This is a genomic window from uncultured Desulfobulbus sp., assembly GCF_963662935.2.
Lineage (GTDB): Bacteria > Desulfobacterota > Desulfobulbia > Desulfobulbales > Desulfobulbaceae > Desulfobulbus.
In genome coordinates, this window is sequence record NZ_CAXXTL010000002.1 from 2,308,141 (window position 1) to 2,321,956 (window position 13,816).

The 13,816-nt window shown below is 55.7% G+C and carries 12 protein-coding genes; 1 reads left to right on the plus strand and 11 read right to left on the minus strand.

The window, feature by feature from the left end; all coding sequences use genetic code 11:
* The first annotated feature begins 52 nt into the window (after positions 1 to 52).
* Positions 53 to 1,036, plus strand: coding sequence for a WYL domain-containing protein (locus ACHZCX_RS14470; RefSeq protein WP_319587920.1), 984 nt, complete (start codon positions 53 to 55; stop codon positions 1,034 to 1,036).
* Between the two features lie 259 nt (positions 1,037 to 1,295).
* Here the strand turns inward: ACHZCX_RS14470 and ACHZCX_RS14475 are convergent, their stop codons facing one another.
* The 11 genes from ACHZCX_RS14475 to ACHZCX_RS14525 form a co-directional block, all read right to left on the minus strand.
* On the minus strand, positions 1,296 to 2,246 hold the full coding sequence (locus ACHZCX_RS14475; RefSeq protein WP_394708795.1) for a lytic transglycosylase domain-containing protein: 951 nt from the start codon (positions 2,244 to 2,246) through the stop codon (positions 1,296 to 1,298).
* A 103-nt stretch (positions 2,247 to 2,349) separates the two neighbouring features.
* Positions 2,350 to 5,436 (minus strand): conjugal transfer protein TraG N-terminal domain-containing protein, encoded by a 3,087-nt coding sequence (locus ACHZCX_RS14480; RefSeq protein ID WP_319587922.1) that lies wholly within the window; start codon positions 5,434 to 5,436, stop codon positions 2,350 to 2,352.
* Positions 5,437 to 5,453: 17 nt separating this feature from the next.
* Positions 5,454 to 6,887, minus strand: coding sequence for a conjugal transfer protein TraH (locus ACHZCX_RS14485; RefSeq protein ID WP_319587923.1), 1,434 nt, complete (start codon positions 6,885 to 6,887; stop codon positions 5,454 to 5,456).
* Complete coding sequence (locus ACHZCX_RS14490; protein WP_319587924.1) at positions 6,884 to 7,837, minus strand: conjugal transfer protein TraF; 954 nt, start codon at positions 7,835 to 7,837, stop codon at positions 6,884 to 6,886. The genes ACHZCX_RS14485 and ACHZCX_RS14490 overlap by 4 nt, the downstream gene beginning before the upstream one ends.
* Entirely contained in the window at positions 7,797 to 8,258 is a 462-nt protein-coding gene (locus ACHZCX_RS14495; protein ID WP_319587925.1) for a S26 family signal peptidase, read from the minus strand. Before ACHZCX_RS14495 ends, ACHZCX_RS14490 begins: the two co-directional genes overlap by 41 nt.
* A gap of 34 nt (positions 8,259 to 8,292) precedes the next feature.
* Positions 8,293 to 8,625, minus strand: a complete 333-nt coding sequence (locus tag ACHZCX_RS14500; protein WP_319587926.1) for a hypothetical protein — start codon at positions 8,623 to 8,625, stop codon at positions 8,293 to 8,295.
* Positions 8,622 to 9,371 carry a TrbC family F-type conjugative pilus assembly protein gene (locus ACHZCX_RS14505; protein ID WP_319587927.1) on the minus strand — a complete coding sequence of 250 codons (750 nt, stop codon included), beginning with the start codon at positions 9,369 to 9,371 and terminating at the stop codon, positions 8,622 to 8,624. The genes ACHZCX_RS14500 and ACHZCX_RS14505 overlap by 4 nt, the downstream gene beginning before the upstream one ends.
* Positions 9,359 to 10,276, minus strand: coding sequence for a TraU family protein (locus ACHZCX_RS14510; RefSeq protein ID WP_319587928.1), 918 nt, complete (start codon positions 10,274 to 10,276; stop codon positions 9,359 to 9,361). The genes ACHZCX_RS14505 and ACHZCX_RS14510 overlap by 13 nt, the downstream gene beginning before the upstream one ends.
* A complete protein-coding gene (locus ACHZCX_RS14515) occupies positions 10,260 to 10,865 on the minus strand; it encodes a hypothetical protein (protein WP_319587929.1) in 606 nt (201 codons plus the stop codon). Before ACHZCX_RS14515 ends, ACHZCX_RS14510 begins: the two co-directional genes overlap by 17 nt.
* Positions 10,855 to 13,398, minus strand: a complete 2,544-nt coding sequence (locus ACHZCX_RS14520) for a TraC family protein (RefSeq protein WP_319587930.1) — start codon at positions 13,396 to 13,398, stop codon at positions 10,855 to 10,857. Before ACHZCX_RS14520 ends, ACHZCX_RS14515 begins: the two co-directional genes overlap by 11 nt.
* The gene (locus ACHZCX_RS14525) at positions 13,395 to 13,808 is read right to left on the minus strand and encodes a TraV family lipoprotein (protein ID WP_319587931.1); all 414 of its coding nucleotides are present in this window, start codon (positions 13,806 to 13,808) and stop codon (positions 13,395 to 13,397) included. Before ACHZCX_RS14525 ends, ACHZCX_RS14520 begins: the two co-directional genes overlap by 4 nt.
* Positions 13,809 to 13,816 lie beyond the last annotated feature (8 nt).

Here is a 13,816-nt window from a genome sequence, read left to right on the forward strand (position 1 = left end):
CGATACCATGGTTGGTATGACAAATAGCGTCTAACCAATAAAAAAAAACACCATGGCAAAATACAAACCACAGCATGCACGTCTGTTGTTCATCGACAGGAAAATTCGGGAAAAACGATATCCAAATTGTTCGTCACTGGCCGAAGAGTGGGAAACAAGCTCCAGAACCATCCACCGGGATTTGGATTACATGCGTTGCGAACTGAATGCACCTTTGGAGTATTCAGCCAAGGAGCGGGGATTTTATTACACCGAAGAACAATACCAACTCCCGGCAATGAACATCAGAGAGAGCGATCTCTTTGCCATCTACCTGACCGAAAAATTGCTGGAGCAGTATGAAGGAACGCCAATTTATGACAGTTTGAGATCAATGTTCAGAAAGATCGAGGATTCACTGCCGGACAAGGTGGTCATCAAGCCTGCTGATCAATCTCGCTTCACCGTGATCCCCCCTTTTTCTACAGTTATTCTACCGGAGGTTTTACCAACCGTCTTCGACTGTCTGCGAACTTTGACCCGATTAGAAATCGAATATCGCACCCCTGGAGGCACGACGGTCTGGCGGCAGATTGATCCGTATCATGGGGTTCGCTTCGAAGGTGACTGGTATGTGGTTGGATTCTGCCATCTGCGAAAAGAGATAAGAACCTTCAGTCTTTCTCGAATCCAGAAGTTAAAGCAATGCAAGGAGCGTTTTCGTTTGCCGGAACGATTCGATTTCAAAAAACTCTCCGGCAGTCACTTTGGCGTTCATTGGAGCGATAAGGAGTTCGAGGTGCGTATTCTGTTTGCAAAAGAAGCAGCCACATATGTGCGCGAACGCCAGTGGCATCCGACACAGAATCTTGAGGAGCATGAGGATGGATCACTTCTCTTGACGATGACGGTCAATCATCTTCTGGAGTTGAAACGATGGGTATTGTCGTGGGGGGATGCAGCGCGAGTGCTCGCCCCTTCTTCTCTGGTTGAGGAGATGCGAAATGCAACCCAAAGCATGGCTGCATTCTATCGGGATGCAGGTCATTCTGAGTAGACGGGAAGCACAGGCGTCTGTAAAAATATCCATACTTCTAACAGTTAAAAACAAATTAGATTCGCAATGTGCAATGACGACGATGAATATAATGGTCTTTTTGATGACGATCCAGCGTTGGACTGCATTCTTTTTGAGGAAATGCGGAAAGAAAATGCCCAGCGAACGGGGAGAGGAGGCTGCTTGGGAATACTGATTATCTTCTTGATTCCTGCCTGTTATTTGGCAATTCACTTTGCGATCATTTGAATGAGTTGCATTACCGCATCCTTTTGAAAGACTGATATTCTTCAAGTACCTTGGATACATAGGTCTTGGTTTCAACGATATTCGGCATGCGTCCCTTGACCTTGCCAGGCCCGGCGTTGTAGGCCGCGAGGCTGAGTTCTACATCCCATCCATAACTATCGAGCAGGGAACGCAGGTATTTTGTGCCGCCAGCAATGTTGTCTTGAGGATCAACGGGGTCGGTAACCTGAAGGTCTTTTGCGGTCGCCGGCATGAGTTGCATCAACCCCTGAGCGCCCTTGGGCGAAACAGCGGCAGGGTCAAAATTCGATTCGGCTTTGATGATGGCCTTGATCAGCAAGGGATCGACACCGTGTTCGGTGGCGGCTGCGTGGATGAATGCGTTGATTGTTTGAGAGGATATATCACTCGTTGATCGTGCAATCGGTCGGTTGATTGCGATCTTCTTGTTCGTTTGGCTGCTCTTGCTCCGCATATAATGGACGTTCCCTTGAACGTCCATATAGGCAGCAACTGTTGCCCCGGCGGTGATCGGTAGAGTGCAGCTCGACGCGAAGTAGATTAAAAAAACGGCCAAGAGCGGAAACAATGCAAAGGGCTTTCGTTCTTTTGGATCCACCTTAATCCTCGTATCTGTCACTTGTAAGGCTCTTCCTGATGGTTTGACTTTTTTCAGAAACATGATAAGTGTTAATTTTAAAGGTATTTTCTTGCACACGAACCGGTACTGATCCTCCAGCAAACCAGCACACCGGAGAACAATCATGGCTGACGAGACCAAGTGGACCACCATTTGCCCCCACTGCGGGTATGAATCTGAAGACAGCGCGATGTGCCGGTCCTGTGGCCGATTGATGGATGAGTCGGTGCCGGTGCGACCTTTTTCCGCAAGCGGGTTGATGTCAAAAATCGTGGAGTCTTGGCAGCCTTGCAACGACGAGGAAGCATTATCGCCAATCAAGGAAGAACCTGAATTTTGTCCCAGTTGGCGCATGTACCAGGGAAACATTTACCACTGGGATGACAAATAAATTTTTCTGGCATACTCCCCATTCCTTATAAGCCTATTTCCTTTTGTGAATTTCAACCACAGCTCCGGGTTTTCTTTCACCCGGAGCCAATCGAATCTCTGTCGGTTCCTGAAAGTATCCCTCTGTGGTCGGCCTATTCCCCTGACTATCCACCACCCCTTTGAACACCTTGCCGATCCCCTCTGTGGCCATCCCTTTTGCATCGGTGCGAATTCGACCTTGTCCTGATTCCTCACGCCGATTGACACTCCGCAGATTATCCGCGTCGGTTATAGTTCTCGTCCCATTCGGTTCTTGTAACGGGAGGTGATTCTCGGGGGATTGGATGCTTCCCTCGTTAATGCTAGCGGTGTTGGAGCGAGCCAATCTGGCCGTCTGATCGACAAAACCCTTAATCAGACCTTGGTCAAGGATACGATTCCGAGCGTTGTGGATGGCTCCTTGCACCTCTGATTGTGTACTCCCCCAGCCGTACCCGTGCCCGCTGACAAAACCACTGACGATAGCGTTCATGTTATTGACACCGGCTGCGCCGTGCTGGGTGACATAACTGTTGAAATCGCTGATGGTTTTGCGGATCGTCTCCGGAGTTTCTTCGCCGTACCGATCTCGGGCATAATTCCTCACCAGAGCCGTGGTCAAATCTGCACCGTAAGACTCCTGCGATCTGCTGATTGACCGGGCCTCGTCAATGATGGAGTAGGCCTCTGTGGCACCAATGCGCTTGGCCACATTCGCCAGGTAATCCAATCCACGACCATCGCTGAATGTCTGGGCGACCGCTTCAGAGCGTACTCTAGCCTCGTCCCTGGCGAAGGCTTTGGCAGTATCTTCGGAAACTTGAAAGCTCACCCGTTCTCCATCACCTCCTACTACTGACAATTGGCCATTCGCACCCAAGCTGGCACCAACGATTTTTCCTCCTGCGCCCAACATGCCTTGCAGTTGAGTTCTTTGAATTTCATCCAGAGAGTGCATAAAACTCGACTGATCATTAAAGGCCCGTTTCCAACTGTTGCTGAGCGCATTATTGAGGGAGTCAGAATAACTCTGGTTGGTTCCACCAGAAAGACTATCCCTCTGCACCTGTTGCCAGAGCATCCCCCAGTTGCTGTCACTGCCCAGAGTTTTGGCGGCACCGGACACCTTCTGCTGCACCGCCATGGCGCCAACCTTGATCGGATCAAGGCCATGAACCGAGGCATGGGTGGTAGTTCTGGCTCCATCACTATCAACCACGTAAGAGGCCTTTCCGGTGGCAAGTATATCCTCCTGGATGCCGGTTTCACCTGGACCAAGGGTGACGACACTGGAAGAGCCGTCCGGGTTGACCGATTCAGACCGCATCCGGGTCGCGGCTCCGTCAGGGCCGGTGGAGATAGAGACCGGTCCGGAGGCGGTGCCGACACTCTGGTTGGCCGAGGCCATCATGGTGGCAAAGTCCCCCTGAGATGGCATCGGCGGAATTTGTCCCGACTGTTGCAAACTCCTGCGGGCGTTCATGGCAGCGGTATGCCCGCCCACCGATTTGTGCAGACCCCAGGATTCAGCGGCAGCCAGGTTGGCAAAGCGATGTTCAGCCATCCCGTCCAACAGGCCGGCGGCCTTGGTTTGCTGACGCATGGCAGACGAAAGACCATCCGGAGTGAGCAAGGCACCGGCATGACTGCCAGCTCCTTGAACAAGGCCACTCAGATTGCCGGCCAGCATGGCCAGGGCATGGCCACCGAAGCGGATCAACATCATCGAAAACAGACTGGCCAACATGATCCCGGCGGAACGAATGACGCCAAACATAGCCAGCATCTTGGTAGAGACCGAAGGCAGGGCCGCCATAGCATAGACACCGAGGTTTGATTGCCGGACTTCCTCGAAGTTGCGGACGGCATAATCCATGGCCGCCCCGTGGATCACCGCATCAGTTACGCCCCAGGTGGAGAGGAAGACAAAAAAGCCCAGCATCACCGAGGCTGCCTTGCCGACAATCGGGGTGGGAAGAAAGAGGACCAGAAACGGGATCACGCCGATGGCAATGGCGGTCATCACCGCCCGGATGATCGGTATCCACTCGTTCATGGTCAGGCCGATACCCAAACCGGAAGTGGTTATCTTGCGGTCGCTCTCCATCAGCATGGAGGTCTCGACATCATCCTGGAAATAGAAGTTATAGAGGATCTCGGCAATCTGTCGCTGCTGGATGATCCGCTCCGGTGTCACCGCTGTACCGGTGGTAAAGTTGAGGGTGTTGGTGATCTGATTGCGGCAGGTGGCCAGCTCGGTGGCGCTGCTTGGATCGTAGTAGGATTTGCTGCAGACCTTGCGGATCGACTCGCTGTAGTTGGCAGCGGTGGCGTAGATCGGCTGCAGGTTGGTCCAGGCCTGGGTGCAGCTCATGGCGGTCCCGGCCGGACTCGCGGCATCGTAATAGACGGTATAGACCGAAGGGTTGACCGTCTGGGCGAGATTGACCAGAAAATCAGTGCTGGTGTTGCGCAGGTCATCCAGGGACAGGGTGGTGCCCGGCCGCATCAGCTCGAAGGTGACGCAGTCCTTGACGTAACGGATCATGGAGGTGCGGGCATAGTTGTCCTTGGGCGAGGAACCCTTGACCGACTCCAGGGTCTTGAAGCCGATACCTCCTGCCGTTTGGGTATAGGCAGCATCCGGAGCCGCCGAGGTATCGATGATGTCGACTAACCCGCGTTCGATCAGGTTGAGGGTGCCGGCGGTGAAGACGATGGCATCCGGGATTCCACCCACTGTCTGGAAGCGGTTGAGAACCGGGTCATAGACAGTAATGTTGCCTTTGGGGACGAAGACAGCCAGATAGACGATGGCCCCAAACACCACCGGCACGGTCCAGGTGAGCGGGATGATCCGGGCCCCGGTGGTAGCCCTGGCGATCCAGGCCGCTGCCCCGGCCATGATGCCGATGACCGTCATCACAAAGATGAGGCCCTGATAACTGGCATCACTGAAGATCAGGGCAATGCGGATGAAGGCCTGAACGATGGGATTGAAACCACCGTAGGTGTAATACTCCATATCCAGGGCCAGGGCAGACCCGGCCGAAAGGAAAATGGCACCCAAGGCCAGAGGGAGCATCGTCCATTTTTTCATCGTGCCTCCTTTTACCATCACAACTGCATCCTCGCGGCCAGGTCCTTGCCGTAGCGCCGGGTGATCTCGGCGGCCATCTGCACCTCCATCCGCTGCATGTGGTTGAGATAGGCGACCGTGGTGTTCATCTCGTTCGCCGCCGCGACATAGCCGGTCTTGGCAGCCTCTTTCAAGGTGCGAATTCGCGCCAACATGGCGGTAATACTCTGGTCGGCATGTTCGGCAAAGAGCACGGCGGCGCACTTCTCCGGTCCCTGACCGGTGGAAGGCCCGGCTTTCTTCTCCAGCACCTCCTTGGCCTTGGCGGCAATGGATTCACCCCGGAGATAGAGATCGGAGAGCATCTGCAGGCTGTAGGCCTTGGCGGTGATGTCCGCCAGGCCGGGGATGATCGTCGCCCTGGTGCTGGTGCCCACTGCGGTTTTGAGAATCGGCAGGGTGGCGAGCGGGTTGGACTCAAGAAAGGTCTGCTCGGCGGTAGTAAGAGCACCCTTATTCTCCACCTTGTCGGCAATGCTGTTCAGAGTGGTGCTGACATGGGTGACCAGATCCCGGTTGGCATCATTGATCTGGCTGCAAGTGCTGGTTGTACTCTTGATGTAAACCGCTCCTTCGGTGAAGGCCTTGATGTCGTCCGGATTGTTCTGCGGACAAGGTGGGATGGCAGAAATTCGATAGGCATTGGCAGGGCCTTCCAACTGCACGTCACCCACCAATCCACGAATCAGATCAATATGGCTGGCCGGAATACTCATCCGCGAGCCGACATTGGCGAGCAGCGAACCACCGGCGAGAAAGATGTTGGTTATTTCAGCATTGCAGCCGCTGGTCACATCAGCCACATCCGCCGGCTGGGGCTGATTGTTGTTGGCCCGGTCCTGCTTGGTGAGAATATCCCACATCTCGGCGGTGCCGCTGACCAGTTTGTTTTCCTTGATGGCCGTGCCGAGCTTCTCCCGCATCACCTCGGAGGAGTGAAAACCGTTTTCATTGGCCACGATCCCCACCAGTTCCTTGGAGGCGGCACATTCATCCAACTGCATGGAGTTGAGGTTGTCGGCCAGTGCCTCGAAGTTCTTGATGGTGTTGGAGCACTGTTCGCATAGTGTCTTCAAAGCCAGATCAAAGGCCACCGCCGGTGCACCGGCGAGGATGGCCTGGAGCTTGTTGACCAGGTAATCGGTGTTCATGAAACTGAAGCCGCCCATGAATACATCGATACCACCGCAGCCGCTCTTGATCCGGGGCACCTCCACGGTGACGGGGTATTCAGCCGTGCTGTGCCAGCGGCCCGAGAAACTGCCGCCGGAGTAATAGCCTCGCTGTTGCCCGCTGAAGTAATTGGGCGTGCTGCCGGCCTGCTGCTGCAGCCAGTCGTCGACCCAGCCTGCCTGCGCCGTTTGGGCGGAAATGGTCACCGCGAGAATGGTGGAAAGGAGTGCTTTTTTCATGGCGATGGCCTCGTGGATGACTTGTTGGTTGGACCGGTCCCTTGCCAGGGTGTCTGAATTTTCAGGATCGAGGTTGGATCCAGGGCACTGCCTTTCTGAAACTCATAGGTAGTGAACGATTCCATGGAGGTGTCACCACGCATGGAGCGGATAACCTGGTAGAGGTTGCGCTCGATCTCCGGCAGCGTGGCCACGCCGGTGGCAATGGGCATGGACTGTTCCCGGTCCTGCCTGATCAGCAGCAAGGTCGGGGTAGTGGTGATGTTGAAGCGCAGGGCGATATTGGATTCACGTTCCATATCCACCGGCTTGACCTGCCAGCCGTATTTGTCGACGAAGTAGGCCAGGATTTGGGCCTGCTTCTCGCAAAAGCCGCAACCAGGGGCGACGAAGAACAGCAGGGCATGATCATTCCTGGCCTCGCTGATCGTCTCGCCTATCTCCTCCTGCTGCATCTGTACCCGGGCGACCGCTCCGGGGCTGGAGGTGGGATAGACCTGGTTGATGTTGAACAGGTCCGCCCGCTTCTGGGTGACGAACTGGGCCGCATTGGCGTAGGCCAGGGCCTTGCGCCGCGCGATGTCCTGGATGGAGAGATATTCAAGAATATTCTGCTCGGTCGGAAACTGGACCGCCTTCTTCTGCAGGCCGTTCAGTAACTGCTGGAAATCATCCGGATGCATGTTCCACAGGGTTTCCGTGGAATAGTGGGCCAGGGATACATCACGCGACATGGTGGCGGAGGTTGTGGGCACAGTGGCCGGTTCTTCTCTGTCCTCCTCAACCGGAGCCGGATCCTCGTACCAGAACCAGCCGTGCTTGCTCTCCTGGTAGAAGTTGGTGGTCGTGGGAGGAACGGCGGTTCCGGCCCAGGCCGGCACCGCCAGCAGCACCAGACTCAAGCCCACGCTACCAAAGCGGCAGCGCTTGATGGCTGATCTCGTGAACATCAATGAACCCATAGTATTTGCTGTCATAACTGCGAGGATGAGTGCCGACCATGAACAGTTTGTCCGCCGGAACTGGGCCGTTGAAGGAAAATTGGGGCAAGGATCGACCCTTGCTATCCGCTTCCAATGCCTGCCCCAGCAGCCTGCCATTGCAGAAAAAATGGTGGGTTTCGTCGGTGGTCAGTTGCTCGCCCGGAAGGCAACCGACCTTCTTGAGCATCTGGCCATGATCTGCACGCAGTCCTGACCGCACCTGCGAGAGATCCTGACGACGAAAGACCCGGTAATCGCCCAGCTCCACCTTGGCGGGGGCTGGCAGGAGAAAAAAGACCCGATGCTCCAGCGAACCACTGGTGGCCACGGTAATCCGTCCGGGCAGCCAGGCGCCGACCAGGAGGAAGGCGAGAAAGACGATTGTCACGGCCTGTTCTCGCCGGCTCAACGGCCAGAGCGGTCTATTTGAGTTTGATTTCAGTATCCGGATCATGATGAAGCACCACATCCTTGAGGATGATCATTTGGTGAGGTGGTTGTTCCTGGAACACCTGTTCCAGGGTGTCGAGATTTCGTTTCCACTGCTCTTCGGTAATTGTCCCGGCAGCGAGCAAGGTCTTCTGTTCCTGCAGGTATCCTTTCAGATCAGCCACCTTCACCTTGGGGACCAAAAAGCGGTCGTAGGAAAAGACCACTACCAGAACAATGACCAGGACAATGCCGATCACCTCCAGGTAGCCGGGAGAAACTGTTGCCCTGCTTTCTTCGTCACGTACTTCTATTGGTTCGTTCATTGGTTACCTCGCAATTTGGCACCGATGCCAGCCAAAGCGGAATTGTTTGCCGCCTTGCCAACCTTTTCCAGCAGGTAGGCCAGCTCCGCTTCCCCATGGATCGACCAGGAATTCTGGCCGTTGTCATAGACCAGTGCCGGTACCTCGATGATGTTGTATCGGGTGAACAACTCCGGGTTGACCCGTAGCGGTATTTCCAGCCGCTGACAGGGAGATTCGGGTGTATCCCTACATCCCGGATCGGTGTGCATTACCCGGTTAAAATAGTCGGCATTGAAGCGCCTGCCTTCCAATCCTTGCGGCAGACCAAACAGGGCCGGCACAATCCGTTGTTCGCCGGTTCGGCCAATATCGATCAGGTATCGGTTCACTAGGCTCTCGGGTACGGAACTGGAAAGGAAGAGGTAGAGCGACTCCTGGATGTTAAGCGCACCTTTTCCCTGTGGCGCTATTGCCTGTTCCTGCGGTGGCCCACCGTGCTGGATCCTGTCCATCTGGCAACGGAGCTTCTCCTGAAAGTCAGGCGCGTGGAATTGTTCCACCGCTTGCCGGGCTTCTTCCTGCCCTTTCTGTTTATGGACATTCTCAGGAAGAGGCATTGACGCACTGGTTTTTCTGGCTTGTTCGACCGCTTTATCCACCAGTTCTCGGGTTTCTTTTCGTTCTTTTGCCAAGACTACCCACTCGCCTTGAAAGAGGGCGATTATCAGCACTACGGCAAGTATCCTCCAACTTATTCGCAGCATGTGCAGCACCGTTGCTTGCGGTAGACCACCCAGAGGAACTCGTCGTTGGAACCCAAGGCGCCCATGTAGGGCGGATTGAGTCCGGAGTCATACAGGGAAGTAGCCCGGCCGATGGGATGCACTCCCCGAATTCCGGGCCTGGCCACGTTCATCTTGTAGTTGCTTTTGATCCAGACTGGGGTTTGCATACAGCCACAGAGCGGAGATGCGTCACAGATCATGCCGATACGATTGAGCTTGTAGAGCATTCGGTAGGCAGCTGTGGCATTGGCCTGGACGATGTTGTCGTTATCGACATGGCCGGTCAAGGGATAGGCCAATCCGCCACTACCGACACACCAGGGCATGGCATCGAGCGGCCAGCCGGCATTGGCGGCAGTGGCATCGGCCATGCAACTCATCACCATTGCCTTGTTGGCAAAAAGGGAGACCTCGGGGGTGAGCAAGGCCGCCAGTTCATCATTCTGCCAGAGCGGGTCATACTCGCTCCACCAGGTTCCGTAGTCGTTACGCTGACAGATCCCGCGCATCAGAGGCAAGAGAAAGGCATGCGACTGGGCAAAGGTGGATTCGTTGGCCAGATCGACCGCATCCGAGCTTTTGTTTTTGCCCCCCAGTTCATCGGTCAAGGTTCCTCCAACCGAACGGCCCAGCATCGCCGAATAAAAGGCAATCGATGAGGTGTCCAGCAGGAGAAAAGGCTCCCAGTAACTGACGATTATCCCGGTCTCCATAAAAACGGGTGGTGGGCGGGGGCAGATACATACTCCTTCGATGGTGAAATCGATTTCGTTCCAATCGATATCCGTAATCGAATTAAAAGACGTTCCCGATTTGGCAAAGGACGGGAATGGAATCAAGAGAAGCAGGCAGAGAGCGAGCATCCTGCTAAGGCTTTGCGGCAAGGCGCACCTCCCGAACCGTCAGTTTGTTGTCCTGCTCGATCACCACGGAAGGAGCTGCCTTGAGCTGGAGTCGGGCGGCAGTGTCGTGGGTCAGGTAGTAGACCGAACGCTGCAACTCTTGCTTCAACTGGGCCGCGTAGCCGCCGGACAGCAGGAGGGTGACCCGGTGATTCTGGAAATAGGGAGAACCCTTGAACCATTGGATCTGCTCCGGATCGCTACCGTCGATGACCACCAGCCCACCGGTAAGCCCAGCATACTGCAAGGGATTGAAGGTGAAGCCCTGGGGATAGAGCAGGTTGCCCTGGCTATCCTTGATGTCGCGCTCCAGGGTTTGGGTCAGGTCCACGGTGAACACCCGATCACTCGCTGCCCGGGGCAGCGGGTGAAGATTGGCCGGCTGATAGCGGTTATGGGTGTTAAACAGGGCGTCAATATCTATGCCGGTTGCCTTCTGCTTGAACTCTTCACGGATATCCTGCTCAACAATGGGATAGGTCTTTCCCGCACTCTCCAACCGGGTATGCACTGCCAACGCCTGCGTGACGCAGGTCACTGCCCACATGCAGAGCAACAGTTTAAATCGCATCCTGCTCCCTCCGGGCAACCATCTCCAGGATGGCTTGGTGATAGGTGAGGTCACTCTTGACCATGGCCTCGATGGCGGCAATCTCGGCGGGTTTGGAGGTGTAGATGAAGTAGTCGTAGTGATTGACCACCAATCGGGCCACACCCAGACCAAAAGGTGTGTCGAAAAAGATCTCCGAGTATTTGGGGGGATTGGATTTGACGCTTTTCAGCAGCTGGAGAACGAAATCGTCATACTCGATCAACCCCTGCTTGCGGGCCTGATCAAAGTCCGAGGATTCGAGGTAGATCTTGAAGGCCGAGTTACCATTGATCACCCGGCCCACCTCGCCGAAACTGTCCAGATCAAGGATCGACTGGGTGATAATCATGAAGCTGCCGTTGTACTTGCGGGCACGCCGGTACCCCTCGTTGATCACTGGCCCCAACATGGCCGCCTTGCCCAAGAACTGCCAGGCCTCGTCAAAGATGATCAGCCGCGAACGGGACCGGTCAGAGAGATAGAGATCCTGGGTGACCGCATTGAGCACCAGGAGGGTGACGACCCGGTAGAGATCAGGCTGAATCTTTAGATTCTCCAGCTCCAGGACAACAAAGGCGTCGCGGTGGATGTCAAAGGTGGAGGGGCCGGTGAAGAACTTGCCGTGAAAGCCGTGACTGGTGAACTCGCGGATGTTGAAGGCCAGCTTTCGTGCAACTTCAACCAAGGCTGGATTGTCGCTCATCGAGTCGAAATCAGCCGCCGGTACCCCAGGGAACTTAGCGAGAAATTCATAGACCGCATCGGCATCGGCCTCTTGCCCCTTCTGCTGCCAGGCCCAGCGGACCGCATTGCGGATCATGTTCAGCTCGGTGTCGTCGCACTTCTCAGTGTCCGAATTGGAGTAGGCCATCTGGGCAAAGACGGCGGTCACCGATTTGAGTTCCTCGTCCGGCTCCTGGATGGAGGTGAAGGGATTGAGGCAGACCGTGGTGCCCGGCTGGAAATCGAGATAGCGGGCGCCCAGCATGTTGGCGATTTTTTTATACGAGCCGCCGATGTCGATGATCCGCACCAGGGCACCGCAGGCGTAGTAGTTGAAGGCCAGGAAGTTGACCAAAAAGGACTTGCCCGAGCCGGTGGTGGCGCAGCAGACGGTGTTGTGGTTGGGAGCCCCTTTGGCAAAGAAATCCAGGCTGACCAGTTGGCCCTTGCGGCCGGTGAAGATCAGCTTCGGTACCCCGCCGGTACCTGCAAAGTCGCCCTGGACGGGTAGCAAGGGAGTCACTGAAGGGACCGGGGCGATGAAATCCCGCTCCAGGTTGTCGATATTCTTGCCGGTGGTGTAGAGGCCGAAGGGTAAGGCCGAGAGGAAGAGGATTTTGAGGATGAAAGAATCCTGCTGCATGACATAGCCGTTATCCTCCCAGATCCGCCGTGCCCGGGTGCAGGACTCGCGAGCCCCTTCCAGATCCCGGCCCCAGACTAGGAGGATGGGGATGATGCGAACGAACTTGACCCCGTGCTCCAGGGCGTCGGTTGCCTCCAGATGCTCCTCCTGCTTTCTCCGCAGCAAGGGAGACAACGAGCCGACCGCCTGCTGATTGAGGAGCAGGTTGCATTTGGCGTGGATCCTGGTTTCCAGTCCCTGCTCAAAGAGGATATTGAGGGTGTAGAGGAAGCCAGTTTTGATTTGATCCATATCCGACACCAGGCCCCAGATACCACCAAAGAGTGCATTGGTCTGCAAGGGGTCGACCTGGGTGGGGATGGTCTTGGGAGTGGTGCAGCAGAAAAAATTATCCCCCACCTGGAGATGGTCACCCGCCTCCCGCACCACGGTGTCAGCGTTGAGGATTTGTTTGCGAAGGGGGATGGTGTCGTTGTAGCTGGTGAAGTTGTGCTCTGGATAGCTGGCCGGATAATGGTTGAATAACCGCCGCGCCCATTCGAGCAGGTCGCCCGGCTGCATGGAACGCGGAGACAGGAGCGCCGCCTTCAGGGTTTCGGTGATCTGCCGTTTGATGTCCTGCAGGGGTTTGGATCTCTCCCGGTCGATGAAGTCCTCGGGATTCGGCGCCTCCGGGGTGTCGCCGGGCAGTTTGACCGCAACGAATAGGCGGAAGTTGCGCACCGGGATGTTGGAGCAGGCGGCAAGACCTCTGCGTCCTTTTTCCATGAAATCGACAATTTGATTCGTACTTGTGCGGACAATGATGTCTGCCACTTTTCTACTTTCCCGGTAGGCCTCCAGGGTCGGGGCGATATGGGAGTCGGCATGGAGGATCAGTTGGAGCACGCTCCCCTTGGGCAAGCCGGCCCGAAATAACCCTTCCAGCGAGGTCAGGGCCTTGGGACCGGCAAAGGTCAGCGGGGTGCATTCCCAGAGCATGCCCAGACTGCAATCCTGGTTGAGGTAGATGTCGAGGTTATAGTCGTAGGCCAGATAGTTCAGGTAGGCGGAGAACGGATGCCGGCTGGTCATTTGCTCAAGGTCCGCCTGCTTGAGGTGGGCGCCAGGACCCAAGCCGATTTTTTCCAGCAGGGAGATCATGGCTTTTTCTCACTGACCTCGGTCAGCGCCCACTGGGAGGGCTCAATCTCCAGATAGGCGTACCGGGTCATGAACAGTTCGTTGTTTTCCCCCCGGTAAGGGAGCAGCAGTACCCGCAGGATCTTGGGCGGATTGAGCACCGGAGTTTCCGGTGCTTCCAGCAGATCAGTCAGCGCCTTGTAACGGCTGTTTTGGGCCTCGATCTGGGAAATGTTGATTGAATTTGTTTCAATACCCTGATTGTCAGGAAGCCGGGCTTCCTTGTAGGCCGTCGGCGTATCCAGGCACTTGCCCTCACTGTCCCTGGCTTTGCAGCGGAAGTTCTCCTCATAGGGATTGACCGCATCCTTGACCCCGGCACAGCCCGAGACCAGGACAAGCGCGGCGAGGTAGGCGATTATTCTCATCATGGCATATC